The 15,937-nt window shown below is 55.2% G+C and carries 16 protein-coding genes and 1 pseudogene; 13 read left to right on the top strand and 4 right to left on the bottom strand.

Going from position 1 to position 15,937, the window contains the following annotated elements; genetic code table 11:
* Position 1 precedes the first annotated feature (1 nt).
* The 8 genes from eutC (at position 2) to KVQ82_RS04530 (ending at position 7,643) form a co-directional block, all read left to right on the top strand.
* Positions 2-826: an ethanolamine ammonia-lyase subunit EutC gene (eutC, locus tag KVQ82_RS04565; RefSeq protein ID WP_222018189.1), complete on the top strand. Its 825-nt coding sequence runs from the start codon at positions 2-4 to the stop codon at positions 824-826.
* 114 nt (positions 827-940) lie between these two features.
* Positions 941-1,402 carry an N-acetyltransferase gene (locus tag KVQ82_RS04560; protein ID WP_007958617.1) on the top strand — a complete coding sequence of 154 codons (462 nt, stop codon included), beginning with the start codon at positions 941-943 and terminating at the stop codon, positions 1,400-1,402.
* A 275-nt stretch (positions 1,403-1,677) separates the two neighbouring features.
* On the top strand, positions 1,678-2,328 hold the full coding sequence (locus KVQ82_RS04555) for a DedA family protein (protein WP_041064947.1): 651 nt from the start codon (positions 1,678-1,680) through the stop codon (positions 2,326-2,328).
* 4 nt (positions 2,329-2,332) lie between these two features.
* A complete protein-coding gene (locus KVQ82_RS04550; RefSeq protein ID WP_108183917.1) occupies positions 2,333-3,145 on the top strand; it encodes a zinc-dependent peptidase in 813 nt (270 codons plus the stop codon).
* Positions 3,146-3,257: 112 nt separating this feature from the next.
* Positions 3,258-3,785: an inorganic diphosphatase gene (gene ppa, locus KVQ82_RS04545; protein ID WP_008052339.1), complete on the top strand. Its 528-nt coding sequence runs from the start codon at positions 3,258-3,260 to the stop codon at positions 3,783-3,785.
* A gap of 223 nt (positions 3,786-4,008) precedes the next feature.
* Entirely contained in the window at positions 4,009-4,755 is a 747-nt protein-coding gene (locus KVQ82_RS04540; RefSeq protein WP_108183918.1) for a S24 family peptidase, read from the top strand.
* 500 nt (positions 4,756-5,255) lie between these two features.
* Entirely contained in the window at positions 5,256-6,497 is a 1,242-nt protein-coding gene (locus KVQ82_RS04535; RefSeq protein WP_222018187.1) for an integrase arm-type DNA-binding domain-containing protein, read from the top strand.
* A 192-nt stretch (positions 6,498-6,689) separates the two neighbouring features.
* Positions 6,690-7,643 carry a hypothetical protein gene (locus tag KVQ82_RS04530; RefSeq protein ID WP_222018185.1) on the top strand — a complete coding sequence of 318 codons (954 nt, stop codon included), beginning with the start codon at positions 6,690-6,692 and terminating at the stop codon, positions 7,641-7,643.
* 190 nt (positions 7,644-7,833) lie between these two features.
* On the opposite strand, the gene KVQ82_RS04525 is transcribed toward KVQ82_RS04530, so the two are convergent.
* The 4 genes and pseudogenes from KVQ82_RS04525 to KVQ82_RS04510 all read right to left on the bottom strand — a co-directional run bounded on the left by KVQ82_RS04525 (position 7,834) and on the right by KVQ82_RS04510 (position 11,074).
* Positions 7,834-9,312, bottom strand: coding sequence for a YfjI family protein (locus KVQ82_RS04525; protein ID WP_222018184.1), 1,479 nt, complete (start codon positions 9,310-9,312; stop codon positions 7,834-7,836).
* Between the two features lie 12 nt (positions 9,313-9,324).
* A complete protein-coding gene (locus tag KVQ82_RS04520) occupies positions 9,325-9,528 on the bottom strand; it encodes an AlpA family transcriptional regulator (RefSeq protein WP_260688112.1) in 204 nt (67 codons plus the stop codon).
* 303 nt (positions 9,529-9,831) lie between these two features.
* Positions 9,832-9,975, bottom strand: a pseudogene (locus KVQ82_RS04515) (helix-turn-helix domain-containing protein); the annotation flags it as partial.
* Positions 9,976-10,381: 406 nt separating this feature from the next.
* A complete protein-coding gene (locus KVQ82_RS04510; RefSeq protein ID WP_222018179.1) occupies positions 10,382-11,074 on the bottom strand; it encodes an inovirus-type Gp2 protein in 693 nt (230 codons plus the stop codon).
* Positions 11,075-11,772: 698 nt separating this feature from the next.
* On the opposite strand from KVQ82_RS04510, the gene KVQ82_RS04505 reads away from it, so the two are divergent.
* The 5 genes from KVQ82_RS04505 to radC all read left to right on the top strand — a co-directional run bounded on the left by KVQ82_RS04505 (position 11,773) and on the right by radC (position 15,773).
* Positions 11,773-12,102, top strand: coding sequence for a hypothetical protein (locus KVQ82_RS04505; RefSeq protein WP_222018177.1), 330 nt, complete (start codon positions 11,773-11,775; stop codon positions 12,100-12,102).
* Between the two features lie 71 nt (positions 12,103-12,173).
* Positions 12,174-13,142, top strand: coding sequence for a DUF932 domain-containing protein (locus KVQ82_RS04500; protein WP_222018176.1), 969 nt, complete (start codon positions 12,174-12,176; stop codon positions 13,140-13,142).
* 76 nt (positions 13,143-13,218) lie between these two features.
* Positions 13,219-14,223 (top strand): YqaJ viral recombinase family protein, encoded by a 1,005-nt coding sequence (locus KVQ82_RS04495; protein ID WP_222018174.1) that lies wholly within the window; start codon positions 13,219-13,221, stop codon positions 14,221-14,223.
* Positions 14,224-14,301: 78 nt separating this feature from the next.
* A complete protein-coding gene (locus KVQ82_RS04490; RefSeq protein ID WP_222018171.1) occupies positions 14,302-15,228 on the top strand; it encodes a hydrolase or metal-binding protein in 927 nt (308 codons plus the stop codon).
* A gap of 47 nt (positions 15,229-15,275) precedes the next feature.
* Positions 15,276-15,773 carry a DNA repair protein RadC gene (gene radC / locus KVQ82_RS04485; RefSeq protein WP_222018169.1) on the top strand — a complete coding sequence of 166 codons (498 nt, stop codon included), beginning with the start codon at positions 15,276-15,278 and terminating at the stop codon, positions 15,771-15,773.
* The last annotated feature ends 164 nt before the right edge of the window (positions 15,774-15,937 follow it).

Raw genomic sequence — 15,937 nt, 5'->3', positions numbered from 1 at the left:
GATGGAAAAACCGCCTGTGGACCCGCAAAACCCGTGGCTGGAGCTGCGTCGCCTGACCCCGGCGCGCATCGCTCTGGGCCGCACCGGTACCAGCCTGCCAACCCGTGCCCAGCTGGATTTCCAGTTCGCCCACGCTCAGGCGCGGGATGCGGTGCATCTGCCGTTCGATCATGCCGGGCTCAGCGCGCAACTGCGCGAACGCGGGCGCGACAGTTTGTTGCTGCACAGCGCGGCGACCGATCGCAACAGCTACCTGCAACGTCCGGATCTGGGGCGCAAGCTCAGCGACACCTCGGCTCAGGCCCTGCGTGAGCACGCGCAGGCCAATCCCGGCGGGGTCGACGTGGCGATTGTGGTGGCGGACGGTTTGTCGGCGCTGGCGGTGCATCGCCATACCTTGCCGTTTCTGACCCGTCTGGAGGAGCAGATGAGTACCGACGGCTGGTCACTTGCCCCCGTGGTGCTGGTGGAACAGGGTCGAGTGGCCATCGGTGACGAGATCGGTCAGTTGCTGGGCGCAAAAATGGTCGTGATGCTGATCGGTGAGCGTCCGGGCCTCAGCTCGCCCGACAGCCTCGGTGTGTATTTCACCTACAATCCAAAAGTCGGGCTGACCGATGCTTATCGCAATTGCATCTCCAACGTGCGGCTTGAGGGCTTGAGCTATGGCATGGCGGCGCATCGCTTGTTGTATCTGATGCGCGAAGCCTGTCGGCGGCAGCTGTCGGGGGTCAATCTGAAGGACGAAGCGCAAGTGCAGACGCTGGAGTCGGATACCGGTGCGGACATGAAGGGAAACTTCCTGCTTGATCCACCCGCAACCTGAACCGTTTCCGCATTGCGTTTCTGCGCTGCTTTAAGGCAGGATCGAAGCACGGCCGCAGGGTTTCCCATCGCCGTCAGAGCAGTTGAAGACAGCCACTTGAAGACGAGACCTATCATGCGGATTATTCAAGCGACCCTCGAACACCTGGATTTGCTGACCCCGTTGTTCGTCAAATATCGCGAGTTCTACGGTTCCCTGCCTTACCCGGACTCCTCCCGCGCGTTTCTCGAAAAACGCCTGCGACGCAAGGAATCGGTGATTTATCTGGCCCTGGCCGATGATGACGACAAGAAGTTGATGGGTTTCTGCCAGCTGTATCCGAGCTTTTCCTCGCTGTCGCTCAAGCGCGTGTGGATTCTCAACGACATCTACGTCGCCGAAGATGCCCGCCGCCAACTGGTGGCCGACAACCTGATCCGCACCGCGAAGAAAATGGCCAAGGAAACCCAGGCCGTGCGTATGCGCGTATCCACCAGTGCCGACAACGAAGTGGCGCAGAAGACCTACGAATCCATTGGTTTCAAGGAAGACACCGAGTTCAAGAACTACGTGTTGCCGATCAGCGACGAGCTCTGAAATCAAAAGATCGCAGCCTTCGGCAGCTCCTACAGGGATAACGCATTCCAAAGGTAGGAGCTGCCGAAGGCTGCGATCTTTTTAGCCCCTCCCGTCATTCCTGACAATTCATCACACCCCGACATCCCTCGCTACAAAACCAACGCGCTTTTCACCTCTCAGACCGTATAATCCCGAGCTTTCCGGCTTGTAAGAAAAACTACACCCCGCTGTAGGCTTACACCCGAATCATCCGCACAGGCCTGCCGAGTCGGGCCGCTACCACAGGTGCCCCCATGGATTTCAACCCGCTCGACCTTATCCTGCATCTCGATGTGTACCTCGATTTGCTGGTCACCAACTACGGGCCGTGGATCTACGCGATTCTGTTCGCTGTCATCTTCTGTGAAACCGGTCTGGTGGTGATGCCGTTCCTGCCGGGTGATTCGCTGTTGTTCATCGCCGGAGCGGTGGCGGCGGGCGGTGGCATGGATCCAGTCCTGTTGGGCGGTCTGTTGATGCTCGCGGCGATCCTCGGCGACAGCACCAACTACGTGATCGGACGAACGGCGGGCGAAAAACTGTTCAGCAACCCGAATTCGAAAATCTTCCGTCGCGATTACCTGCAAAAAACTCACGATTTCTACGACAGGCACGGCGGCAAAACCGTGACCCTGGCGCGTTTCCTGCCGATCATCCGCACGTTTGCACCGTTCGTCGCCGGCGTAGGGAAAATGCCTTATCCGCGTTTCTTCGCGTTCAGCGTGTTCGGCACCGTGCTGTGGGTCGGCGGTCTGGTGACCCTGGGCTATTTCTTCGGCAACGTGCCGTTCATCAAAAAGAACCTGTCGCTGCTGGTGGTCGCCATCATCTTGCTGTCGCTGGTACCGATGATCATCGGTGTGGTGCGCAGCCGTTTCGGCGGCGCCAAAGTCGAAACCCACTGATCCGATGTGGTCACTGAGCGCCTGGCGTCGCCGGCGCATTCTGGCCAGGCACCCGATTGCCGACGACCTGTGGCAACGGGTGCGCCATCACCTGAGTTTTCTCGACGGCATCAGTGCCGCCGAAGACCAGTGGCTGCGTGAAGCCTGCGTCCTGTTCCTCGAAGAAAAACACCTGACCGCCCTGCCCGGTGTCGAACTGCATCAGGAACAACGCCTGCTGCTTGCCGCCCAGGCCCAGTTGCCGCTGCTCAATCTCGGCGACTTGAACTGGTATCAGGGCTTCCACGAAATCGTCCTTTATCCCGATGACTTTCTCAGCCCGCAACGCCATCGCGATGCCAGCGGTGTCGAGCACGAGTGGGACGGTGAACACAGCGGCGAAGCCTGGCAACAGGGCCCGATCATCCTCGCCTGGCCGGGGGTGATGGCCAGTGGTGGCTGGGAAGGCTACAACCTGGTGATCCACGAACTGGCGCACAAGCTCGACATGCTCAATGGCGACGCCAACGGTCTGCCACCGCTGCACGCCGACATGCGCGTCAGCGACTGGGCCGAGGTCATGCAACACGCCTACGATGACCTCAACCGCCAGCTCGACCGCAACCCCGACGCCGAAACCGCCATCGACCCGTACGCCGCCGAAAACCCGGCGGAGTTCTTCGCGGTCACCAGCGAATACTTTTTCAGCGCCCCGGATCTGCTGCACGCGGCTTATCCACAGGTCTACTTGCAACTGCAGCTTTTCTACAGGCAGGATCCGTTGGGCAGGCTGCGGCAACTTCAGGCCACAGACCCGGTCTATCAGGCGCACGCGTAAGCGCTGCACGACTTCTGGTACGTGGCGTCGGCGTAGGAATATGCCTATAATCGCCGCCACTTTTTGGTCAATCCGGCCAAGTGTTTTTGGTCAACTACGGGGGCAACGCCCAATGAGCTACAGCAAGATTCCGGCTGGCAAAGACCTGCCGAACGACATCTACGTCGCGATCGAGATCCCGGCCAACCACGCGCCGATCAAATACGAAATCGACAAAGACAGCGATTGCCTGTTCGTTGACCGTTTCATGGCCACCCCAATGTTCTACCCGGCCAACTACGGTTACATCCCGAACACCCTGGCTGACGACGGTGATCCCCTCGACGTACTGGTTGTGACTCCTTACCCGGTTGCTCCAGGCTCGGTGATCCGCGCGCGTCCAGTCGGCATCCTGAACATGACCGACGACGGCGGCGGCGATGCCAAAGTCATCGCAGTCCCACACGACAAGCTGTCCCAGCTGTACGTCGACGTGAAGGAATACACCGACCTGCCACCGCTGCTGATCCAGCAGATCGAGCACTTCTTCGCGAACTACAAAGATCTCGAAAAAGGCAAGTGGGTCAAGATCGAAGGCTGGGCTGGCGCTGACGCCGCTCGCGACGCGATCACCAAGTCGGTTGCTGCCTACAAAGGCTAAGCATCTGCTGACTGCAAGATGCCTGAAGAAAACCCCGGTTGATCCGGGGTTTTTTGTGCCTGAGCAATGGCGTTTTAAACAGTGTGTTTATCACGGACTACAGAAAAGTTTCGAAGTGAGTGATTTCCCACAAGCACGTCTTACATCCAGTCGCAAAATACAGCCTTTTTTTGAACACCCGGTTTATTCAAACCGCTCTGGCACGGCCGTAGACTCGGTGTTTATGAGAAAGAACACTAGCGGTCCAAGATTCAAGGCACTCCTGGAAGCAGCGAACATCACCACCACGGGATTCGCAAAGTTCTGGGGCACGGAAGCCCAAAACATTCATAACTGGTACACCCGGGGCGTCCCGGCGTATCGCATGGAGGAAGTCTCACGCCTGCTTTCGGTCAACAGCGAGTGGCTGAAGACCGGTGAAGGCAGCAAAGAGTCACCGCGCCTGCAAACGCCTGCCAGCAACGGCGACACCTTTGATGCCGAGGCCATCCGCGGCGTCTACACCGTCATCGACCCCAGGGACATCGAACTGCCGTTTTTCAAGGAAACGCCGATCACCAACGGTGCTGGCAAAACTCACGTCATCCTCGACCCCGAACAAACCATCCGCCTGCCCCGCGCCCACCTCGACCAACTGGAAATCCGCCACACCGACGCCATCTGCGCACACATGATCGGCAACAGCATGGCCGAGCGCATCGAAGATGGCTCCATCGTCGGCATCGACCGCGGCCTGACCCAGGTGGTCGACGGCGAAATCTACGCCATCGAACACGACGGCATGCTGCGCATCAAATACCTGCACCGCATGCCCGGCAACGCCCTGCGCCTGCGCAGCCACAACAGCGCCGAACACCCGGACGAAATCTTTCGCGCCGCGCAAATCGATGAGCAGCGAATCCATATCCTGGGCTGGGTATTCTGGTGGTCGACTTTGGGCAAACGCCGGCCGGTGGTGCCGTTTCTCTGATCGGATACGACCTTCAACCCTGCACCAAACCCTGTGGGAGCGAGCCTGCTCGCGAAGAGGCCCCGAAAATCAGTACAAATTACGAATTTTGCCCCCCGCAGTGGCTCTATTCCGCACTTGAGACTGGGAATCCCCGACAAAACTCAGTATCCTGCGCCCCACATTTGCGCATCGACCCGCTCCCGCGGCCCAGATGACGCCCGACGCGGCAGACCAACGTCTGACCAAGTCCCACAGCCGGACGCAGATCCGGGTGTACATTTTGAAGGCTGACGCGGTTTACCAAAAATAAACCAAGCCAGTCCCCGAGAAGCCGGCCACAAGCCGGCTTTTTAATTGTCCAAAATAATCCTACCCCATCCGAGATTCCACCTGATAGCCTAGCTATTCCGGGGTTTCAGGCATTCCCCTGTCCAATGGCGTACAATGCCATTTGACCTCATCCGACGATGAAGTGGGGGGACAGGTGGGGGGACAAAAGGGACGACAGGGGAAATCCAATGGGTAAGCTGAATCCGAAGCAAGTCGAAAACCTGACCGAACCTGGCACCTATGAAGATGGTGATGGCCTTCGCTTGGTCGTCAAACCTACCGGGCGTAAATCCTGGTTACTTCGCTTCCAACTGGCAGGCCGTCGCAGAGAAATGGGCTTGGGCTCATACCCTGAAGTAGGTCTCAAGAAAGCCAGACAAGAAGCTAGTGCTAAACGAAGCCTGTTAAGCGACGGTGTAGATCCTCTAGCCGCTCGCGACATCGAACGCGCTGCCCAACGCGAAGCTCAGCGAACCAGCGAAGCAAAACAGCTGAAGTTTGAGACACTCGCGAAAGAGTACTGCGAGGCACACGGAGGCACCTGGTCAGATAAGTGGCGCAAAGGCTGGCTGCGGAAGCTGGAGCTGTATGCGTTTGACCACATAGGCAAGCTGTCCGCCGAGGAGATCGGTACTCCTCAGGTGCTCAAGGTGCTGCAACCGATCTGGGCCACCAAAACCAGAACCGCCGACGAGGTACGTGGCCAGATTGAACAGGTTTTGGACGCCGCCAAGGCACGTGGCCTGCGAGAGGGTGAAAACCCTGCTCACTGGCGTGGACACCTGGACAACCTACTGAGCCGTGCAGAAAAGAAGAAGGCTCGGAAGCGTGAGCACTTTGAAGCTTTGCGGTGGCAGGATGTGCCGGCGCTGATGACCAAGCTCAGTATCAACACAACGCTTGCGGCTCTGGCAGCTCAGTTGCTTATCATGACTGGCGCTCGCGCCCACATGGTGAGGTTTGCACGTTGGGACGAGTTTGATCTGGACGCTGGGACGTGGTCGTTGCCAGATGAGCGTATGAAAATGCGTGTAGCGTTCGTAATCCCGCTTGCCGAGGAAGTCGTAAAGCTGGTGAAGAGCATTCCGCAAGATGGAGGAAGCCCTTTCCTTTTTCCTGGCCAGGGCAAGACCGGGGTCATGCATGCAAACGCGGTAAGGACGCTTCTGCATGGAATGGGATACAAACAAATAACGCGACACGGCTTTCGCTCATCATTTCGAGACTGGGCGGGAGAATGCACTCAGTACCCGCGCGAAGTTTGCGAGATGGCTCTCGCTCACGACGAACGCGACCAGACTGAGGGAGCCTACTCTCGCACTGATTTTCTCGACAAGCGACGCGCCCTAATGGGCAGATGGGCCAACTACTTAACTTCTAAGGAGCTGCTTCAAGAGTCCATTCATGAGCAGCACGCAGCCAAAGCGTAGGAACGGCGCTTACAGGTAACTACAACGCAGCAGGAGGTCCAATAGATACCAGCTCGCCAAGAGCAAATGCCCCGAGCAACGAGACTCACCTCGCCCCTCACACCGCTGCTACTCTGTCGCTCCAATCCGCAAAATCAGGACGTTAACGTGTCATTCAGAAATAGCGGGGAGCCAATGCCAGCGGCGCCTTGTATGGGTACCGTGGCCGTGCTATTCACCCAAGCAAAAAATGTCGTGCAGCAGGTGTTTGATCTGCTAGGAATCGCTCCACCTGCGCAAATGCAGCACTTGCAGACACTGTATGACAGGATGGAGATCCAGCCTCATCAGGAGAAGAAAGTCGACCTGATCATCCGCCAGGGCAAGGTCGCGATTGAAGAGCAGTTGACCGAGCATGCCGACTCTGCCCTACGGTATGCAGTTTATGTGCAGTTTGTCCACGATAATCACCTGCCGCCACAGAGTGTGCCAGGAGCAGCCGCCGCATATGATCTTCGCCTACAGGACATGATCACATCCTTGATATTCGCCAATCGCCACTTGGCAATGCTCGAGGCGCTCAAGAACCTAGAGGGCAAACACTATGGTGTACGCGCTGCCATGGGAGGGCATGCTAAAAACCAACAACCCTCCAACAAGATGACCTCGCAACTTGTTCACGCCATGATCAAAGGCATGCTTTATAGAAATTCTAATTTCAAGAAACGGGATAAAACCGATGCGGCCGACGAGATGGCAACACGCATCTTCAAAGCCAACAGCGAATACGAGATGTTAGATATTTCTAATCTTGATGACTTGAAGTATCAGGTGCGCAACATCCTGTTCGAACTTACCCGTAACGGTATGCGCGGCACCCGACGGCAAGCAGACCGCTTGCAGCTAGGATATTCTCTGCGCCACTCGTTTCCCAAGCGGGATTCGGAAGAAGCGCGCCAGATGGACCTAGACGCCGCACGCACCTTAGGACAAATTGAAGGCGTGAGAACAGTGTTAACTCTGCAACTTGAGCAGCGCTTTGGAGAGTTGCCGGGCTCAGCAATTGAAACGCTGGAAGCTGCGAACGATCTGGATCAACTGCAAAGCTATCTGGAGCGGTTACAGGAGGCCCGATCACTAGATGACGTTATCCCGAATGCCCAATGAGCGATATTTATCCAAATGAAAGCGTCACCTTGACAGGTGGCGCTCTCGATTCACACACAAACTGAAAATCCTTTCACTCCCCCATATCGAGAGAAAGTCGCAGGCTATTTTCTCATGGCCAACAGCAGCAACACCGAACAAAAAGACAGACATCCTGAGTGTCGCCCAACCTAATACTGGATTCGCGCCTCTAAATCAGAGGCTTGCAAGGGGATAAAATAGTTCTAGTAATAAAATTACTCATCGAGCACTCAGGGCGAATATCAAGATATGTAACATTCTTAAATCTCGACAGCAAGATTTTCCCTTGCGCCAACAGCACATCAATAGCCGGGTCTAGACGCTTTACTTTTCGCAACTGATAGGGACCCTTTTGCAGTATGGAGTTCTTTGCCACAACCCTTTCACCGGACTCACGCTTTACTTGTAGCCAGGCATCCAACTCATGGGCATCGACTTCCTCTTGAGGCAGCGATACAAACATTCGCAGAAACTCATCAGAGTACCAAAAACAAACATCAACAGCTGCTTCCAATGTTTCCAACCCTATATCATCACCACTTTTCTCGAAAAAATGAAACAAAGCTGCAACCCTTGCGATATTGTCTGCCAACTTTGACGCATGATCACCCATGCCAAAGTACCGCCCCCCTGGCTTAATCTCCGACTCAATCGCATTAAAAATATTTATCCATCTTTGAGCCGCCTCCTGAGAAAACCGAACCACCAACTTCTGACTAGCGGGCTCATTCATAAACTCAACATTTTTTATAAGTATTTCCCTGATGCGCTCAGAAAATCTTTCACAACAATGCCAAGGCGCCCCCCCTCCCACAATTAACCTAGTTCCCTGGGTAGACCTGGGGTTGCAAACCAGGAACCTAGCCCACAAGCCAGATCCACGTGATCTTTCGCCATGCTTATTCATATAGCTAAAGAAAGAATTTTCTTGAACCATTAGCGACACCGTCAGTCGCGCTCTTACCTCATAACTTTCAGACGACACACGATCAACGGTTATTACATCCCCACTCCATAGCGCATTCTGCTTTGACAGATCATTAAATGCCTTACCTGTCAACACGCCCCCACCCTCACTAGAGATGAGCCCAGCCGTTGGGATGTTCTGGTGCAATCCAAGAAACAAAGCCTCCGACGTAGCGTCTTCATACAGGAACTTAAACCGTCGAGGTTTGACCGGCACACTGGCCTGATGATCCATGAACTGTTTACATGCCTCATCTCCCTCTTTGTTATCTAAGAGAAGAGTTTTTTTCAAGATAGCCTTTCGACGAATCTCCCAAATCGACTGCCTCGCACTCCAGTCAGAAAGCTCTTTCTGATAAATCACATCCATCTCATCCTGAAAGCGTCGAACCCCTCTCAAAAATACATTCTCCGCCGTCGACTTTCTCTCCCCAGAATTTGCCACCGTAAGCAGCATTAGTGATGCCGGAACGATCTGGCCATTTGGCTTACAGACATCAATCAAACCTTGAGAAGCAGTCGCAATGGTCGTTAACGCGGATGAAAAAACAAGCGCTCGCGGGGCCTTTATATTGCCTTCAGCCTCATCTACCGCACTCACTATAGTCGGCAAAGGCATACGCCTAGGAAATTCCCCTCCCCGAGCAGGAAGCCAACTAGATACACCATTAAAGAAACTCATAAATTAAACACCTCAAGAATTCACGCTGCAAACATTCCGACCTTCTGCAATCCTGGAATCAATCCACCTGCAAATGTCTTCCTCAATCCAACCCACAGCTGACGCCCCCAGCTTAATCGGCTTTGGAAATTTGCTGTCGTATCTTGGCGACATCGGATTTAGGCGATCATAGATGGTCGATCTACTAAGACCCAGGCAGTCTCGTAACTGCCGCATGCGTAAAATTCTTAATATTGGCTTACCACTATTTTCTTTGCTCATTACCACACCCTCTTCGAATACGGACTCAATGACAAAGGACTCTAAAGCCCTTGCCACTCCTAGTCGTCGCGGGTGCTAAATGCTTTTTATTCCTCAAGCACATCTATAGATATCGCGAGCATTTTGTGCTAGGCAGACCCCCACTCCATCGGATCTGCTAGGGACCTGCGGCTGCTATTCCTGCTACTAGTAGCAGGAATAGCAGCCTTACGTTCCACTTACGCCCGCTCAACCCCCTTACCCCTTAGTCTGAATAATTCAATTGCTATATTGAATCTGCTGGTCGATCCACTGCAGCAGTAAGGCTCTGCCAGGTCCGCTTGGCTGTCGTCGCCCCTGTTCCCAGTCCTGCAGAGTTCGAGAGCTGATCCCCAGCTGCTTGGCGAGATCTTGCTGGGTTAGCTTCAGTCGTTGGCGTAGACAACATACTTGCCTGGTGATGTCCGAAGACATCGATTGGTCCTGCATGGAACCATGCCGCGTCTTTGGCCCTTGCTGCGGAAGCTGCTCCGAAGATCCGGAGTTGGCCGTAAGAAAACCAGATAAGGGAAATGCAAAATTCGATGCTGTAGGCAGTGCTGTATTTGCCGTGGTAGACCAGGGAAATGGAGCAGCCAGTGCAGATGGATTCGGCGCCACCGGTTCCTGCTGAAGCACCTGTGACTGCCTTTCATACTCAGGATGTCGTTCGAGAAATTCACGACGCCAATGCTCGCTGTAGCTCATGCGGAAGACTCCTTTCTGGTTAGGTATGGTGCGGCATTGCCGCGCCATACAATAAGTATATTGAACACGTATGTGGCCGTACTTAGATTCGGCTGGCGGTGAACACGGCAAAGCCCTGTCCTAGCTCCTGTGACTTGCTGTAGGCCTTACACAGGTAGCTCATGGCGTAGATTACCGGCCTGAGCGAGTCAGGAAAGCGTCGATCCAGGCAGTGATAAACCTGGCCACTGAGCTTGTCTTGGCAGGCATGCACCAACCCTGACATCTCGTGCTCCTTACAGCCAATTGCCCAGGCCCAAGCACGCACGATGCGATGAAACAAGTTGTCCTTGCTGTAGGTGCCGTCTTCGCTGGGCCCGTAGTTCCCTAAGCCCCCGATAGCGTTGTAGTTGAGCAGCAGCATGAGGTGATAATGCGGTGCCTGGCTGCTGTTGCGCTCCCGGCACCAGATGTAGCGGATATCAGTCGTGTACTTTGTACTCGCCCAGGTCAGCTCTTTATTTAGATGGTAGAAGAAGCGAGTCATCACCTCGTTGCTGATGAGCGCATCTGACGGCATCAGGCCGACGGGATAACGCAAGTCGACTCGACAGACCAAGGTGCGGGCCTGTTCCGAGAGGCAGTGCTGTAGGGTCTCAAGTCCACGCTCCAGATAGTTCTCAATCAACGGCCCATGTGCCAGCTGCTGCTGCACGGCGAAACCACGGTATTCGTTGCTGTAGTGCAGCTTGAGTTTAGTATTGCTGGGATGACGCTTCGGTTGATTATGGAACATTGTTGGTTTCCTGTCGGCCGTGTATGGAGGATCCACCGGCAGGCACACGGAGTCAGGTGCATTCAGGCACCTCGCTTCGGCTTATACGTTTATTACAATTTCCCAACGCTTTGACTTGCAGTCAACTCTGTACGCTACTGCTCTGTTTATGGCAGAGCTGTCTTGTAGGTTTCTATAAGCACGATAGCACTCTATTGGTGATCGCTATCGGTTACTCTTCAACCTATAACAATCGTGAAGATTATTCGTTATTATCAGAGTACCTTTTAGATACATACTACTTTAACCGTAACAACAGTAATGCCGTACCTGCAAAAACCTCCGAGAAATAGTTTCCGTGAAAAATGAATCCCCCAGAATTGCAGCAAGAAACCTACTTATTCAATTCTAAAAAGATTCCATTTTTATTTGAAATAAAAACGGATGAGCCGACAGTGCCTGTCAGCGACTTTTAGTCATATAGACATTTCATACCGCAGACCTGTAAAAACTTACAGCACTGCCGTACTCATGGCGTTGAGGTCTCAAAAGGGCTGGCTTTTCGCGGCTCTGCCGTAGGTAACGATCCGACACGAATTGAATCGAAAAAATCTCAAATCTATATCACTCCAGTGAACGCCCCACGGTATCGACTGCTGTCGGGGATTTGGCGTGCCAACTTTTGGCTCTGCATGCTCATCACTTGAGAGGATCTGCGTATGTATACCCCTTGCCCAAGTTGTAACTCTGGACGCGTCGTCACGAAAAATATCGGTAAGCAAACGGGTGGATTAATTGGTGCGGCAGGCGGTGCGGCCAGTGGTGCCGTCGGAGCCCTGTCGGGCGCAGAAGTTGGCGCGGTGCTGGGCGTGGTCGGAGGGCCAGTAGGGATCGCTATTGGCAGTATTGCTGGGGCTCTTCTCGGTGGACTATTTGGCGGAGTTGCGGGTGGCATTGCCGGGTCCACGCTGGGCTCACAAATGGATGACAAGGTGCTGAATAACTACCAGTGCCTGCATTGTGGTTACAGCTTCAGCGTCAACCGTTAAGCCGTTGTGAACAGGCGTCGCTTGTTGATGAAACGACGCTCTTTTCCATTCATTCGCAAGGAATCATTCCCATGGCTCACCTCGTTGAACAAATGGCTTACGTTGGCACAACGCCCTGGCACGGCCTGGGCAGTCGCCTCTCCCCCAAACAACCCTTAGAAATCTGGCAGCGGGAAGCCGGGATGGACTGGCAGATCCAGAACAGCCCGGTCCACTTCAAGGCGGATGCCATCGGGCACCTGGGAAGTATTCATACTTTCCCTGAACAGAAGGTACTCTACCGCTCCGACACCAAGGCTCCGTTGTCTGTGGTCTCCAACCGCTACCAAATCGTACAACCGCGTGAAGTCCTGGAGTTCTATCGCGACCTGACCGAAGTTTCCGGCTACGAGCTGGAAACCGCCGGGGTATTGAAAGGTGGTCGCAAGTTCTGGGCTCTGGCCCGCACTGGGCAAGGCACGGCGTTGAAGGGCAACGACCAGGTGAATGGCTACCTGCTGCTGGCCACATCCTGTGATGGCACCTTGGCCACCACCGCCACCCCCACCACCGTGCGGGTGGTCTGCAATAACACGCTGACCATCGCCCTGGATGGTACGGCCCGTGCGATCAAGGTGCCGCACAACACCCGCTTCGATTCGCAGGCCGTGAAAAAGCAGCTGGGCATCGCCGTCTCCCAGTGGGACGAGTTCATGTACCGAATGAAAAATCTGGCTGAACGCAAAGTGCAATGGCATGAAGCGATGGGCTTTTTCATGAACGTGCTGTGTGACGTACCCCCCCATAGCAAACTGCCCGTAGTCCTGCCGAATGAGCGCGCACTGCGCAAGGTGCAAAGCCTGTATGAAGGTCAGGGGCGCGGATCAACACTGGTGTCGGCTCAAGGAACTGCCTGGGGCTTGCTCAATGCTGTGACCGAGTACGTCGATCATGAGCGGCGCGCCCGAAGTACTGAATACCGCATGGACTCGGCCTGGTTTGGCCAAGGTGCTGTCATCAAACAACGCGCCCTGCAGGCCGCACTGCAACTCGCCGCTTAGTCCCACTTACTCAACTGTTAAAGCGCCTGGTTAGCTTCTGCTGGCCGGGCGTTTTTATACCGCACAGGAAAACATCATGGGCACGCAAACTCTGCAACAACCCAGCAGCAAACCCCGTCCGGCGTTGCGCCTGGTGGGCACCAAACAACTGCCGCGTGAGGATTGGCTGGCGGTACGTAAACGTGGAATCGGCAGCTCGGATGCAGCCGCTGCCGTCGGGCTTAACCCGTACAAATCCCAGCTGGAACTGTGGATGGAGAAAACCGGCCGTGATACCTCACTGCCCAAGCTCGATCCGCAGGATGAGGAAAGCCCGGCTTACTGGGGCAACATTTTAGAGCCTATCGTGGCGGCGCATTACACTCGGCGCAGTGGTCATCGGGTGCGGCGAGTCAATGCCGTACTGCAACACCCAGACCCGCAACTAAGCTGGATGCTGGCCAACATCGACCGTGAGGTGATCGGTGCGTCAGAAGTGCAGATCCTCGAATGCAAAACGGCCGGTATCAATGGCGCACGCCTCTGGAAGGAGGGTGTGCCCGAGTATGTGCAGTTGCAGGTCATGCACCAGCTGGCCGTGACTGGCAAGCAGGCGGCGGATGTGGCGGTACTGCTGGGTGGCCAGCACCTGGAGATCCACCGCATCGACCGGGACGAGTCGATGATTGCTCGGCTGATCGACTTGGAGCGGTTGTTCTGGGATTACGTAGTCAGTGACACCCCTCCTCCGGCCGATGGTTCAGCTTCAGCCGAAGCGGCGTTGCGTTGCCTTTACCCCGAGGACAACGGTCAGACCCTGGACTTCAGCCAGCACACGGAGCTGGCCACCACCTACCTGGAGCTCAAGGTTGTTCGCCAGAGCATTGCTCAGCAAGAGACGCTCGAGGCGCAACTCAAGCAAATCCTGCAGCAGGCCATGGGCGAAGCCACCCGTGCGGAGTTTGCCGAAGGCTATATCAGCTGGAAGAAGTCCAAGGACACCACTGGGCTAGATGTCGAACGGATGCTCAAGGACAAACCCTACCTGCAGGTCCGCTATCCCAAGATCAAAACAGGCAGTCGCCGCTTCCTGATCGGCTGAACCATTCCCCCTCACCCAAGCCACCTGGACCGTTTACGTCCCGGTGGCTTTTTTACTTTCAGATCAAGGATAACCGTCATGCTCAAAGGTTTAGCCATTACCCCACCCGTGCTCGGGCGCATTTCCATCGGCAAAGTCGTCGAGAAAAACGGCAAGCGCCTGCCCGAGAAAGACGATCAATTCACCATCACCTCGCAAGTACAAAGCCGCGACGGCTGGTTAATGCACCCGCTCAATGAGGAACTGCGCAATGGCCAGGACGGCAAGCTGCGCAGTATTCCGATCCGCTTGCTGTTCAACGAGCCGGACCTGAACTTTCGCGCGGACTACAGCCTGTTCGACCGCACTACTGGCCGACCACTGTGCGTCGGCAATGGAGAGACCTGCAAGCGCCTGACGAAGGATGGCATCCACTCGTTGCCCTGCCCTTCGCCAGATGCATGTTCATTGGCTCAAGGCCATGCCTGCAAGCCTTACGGACGGCTGAACGTGGTGATTGGCGACGATGATCCGCTGGGCAGTTTTGTCTTCCGTACCACCGGTTTCAACAGCATCCGCACTCTGGCGGCACGTCTGCAGTACTTCAGCGCGATGTCAGGTAATCGCCTGGCCTGTCTGCCGCTGGAGCTGCGTCTGCGTGGTAAGTCCACTCGGCAGAGCCACGGTACACCGATCTTCTACGTCGATATCACGGCTCGCAGCGGCCTGAGCCTAGAAGACGCCTTGCTGGAAGCCAAGCAACTGGAGGAAACCCGGCAAGCCGCAGGCTTTGATCAGACCGCCTTGGATCACGCGGCACAACAGGGCTTTAGCAACGGAGCCTTTGAAGACAGTGATGAGGACACCGGGGCCATCGTCGAGGAGTTCTTCCCCGCAGCTGAAGATCAGACCAGCAAGGCAGAAGCCGCCCCCAAACCAGCGACCCCTGCCAAAACCTCACTGGTACAAAAGCTGGAATCCAAATCCCTCCACAGCGGCAGTGACCACTCTGCTCGCGCCCACTGATCACACTTCCAACCTGACCCAAGGTCTTCCAACTCAAGAGAATTCCCATGAAATATCACAAACTCAAAGCTGGTGAAACGACCGGTACCTACGTCATGGAATCACCAGTCACCGAGGCCGACATCCTGCAGATGGCGCAACAACTGGCAATGAGTCGTCTGTCTAAAGGCCGGGCATTGACTGAGTCGAAGCAGGTCTTCAGCCACCTGCAAACACTGCTGCAGTACCACGAGTACGAAGTCTTTGCTTTGCTATTGCTCGACACCAAACATCGGGTTATAGGCTTCAGGGAGCTATTCCGAGGCACCCTGGATGGTGCTAGCGTGTACCCGCGAGAAGTGATCAAGATCGCTCTAGAGCACAACGCCGCGGCCGTAATTATGGTTCACAACCATCCTTCTGGAGATCCCGAGCCCAGCCAAGCAGATCGCACGCTGACCACAACCCTCAAGAACGCTCTGAACATGGTCGGCACCCGAATATTGGATCATGTCGTCGTAGGCCATGAAGGTTGCGTATCGTTGGCTGAACGGGGTTATCTCTAGCCGATTCCGCATAGAAGGTTGTCCCTGGCATCACCAGGGGCAACCTTCAGGACGGGAAACCTTTTATTTTTTGCCCTGGAAAGACTACGTAGCCCGCCGAGAATGCCGGATCGGCAGCTGTTATCGGGACTATCGACAGGTTTCAGCACCTGACCGATGTTCTT

Origin of the sequence: Pseudomonas sp. AO-1 (assembly GCF_019775695.1) — a bacterium.
Lineage (GTDB): Bacteria > Pseudomonadota > Gammaproteobacteria > Pseudomonadales > Pseudomonadaceae > Aquipseudomonas > Aquipseudomonas parakoreensis.
Note: the sequence above shows the minus strand (reverse complement) of the source record. Positions and strands in the feature narration are given on the sequence as shown.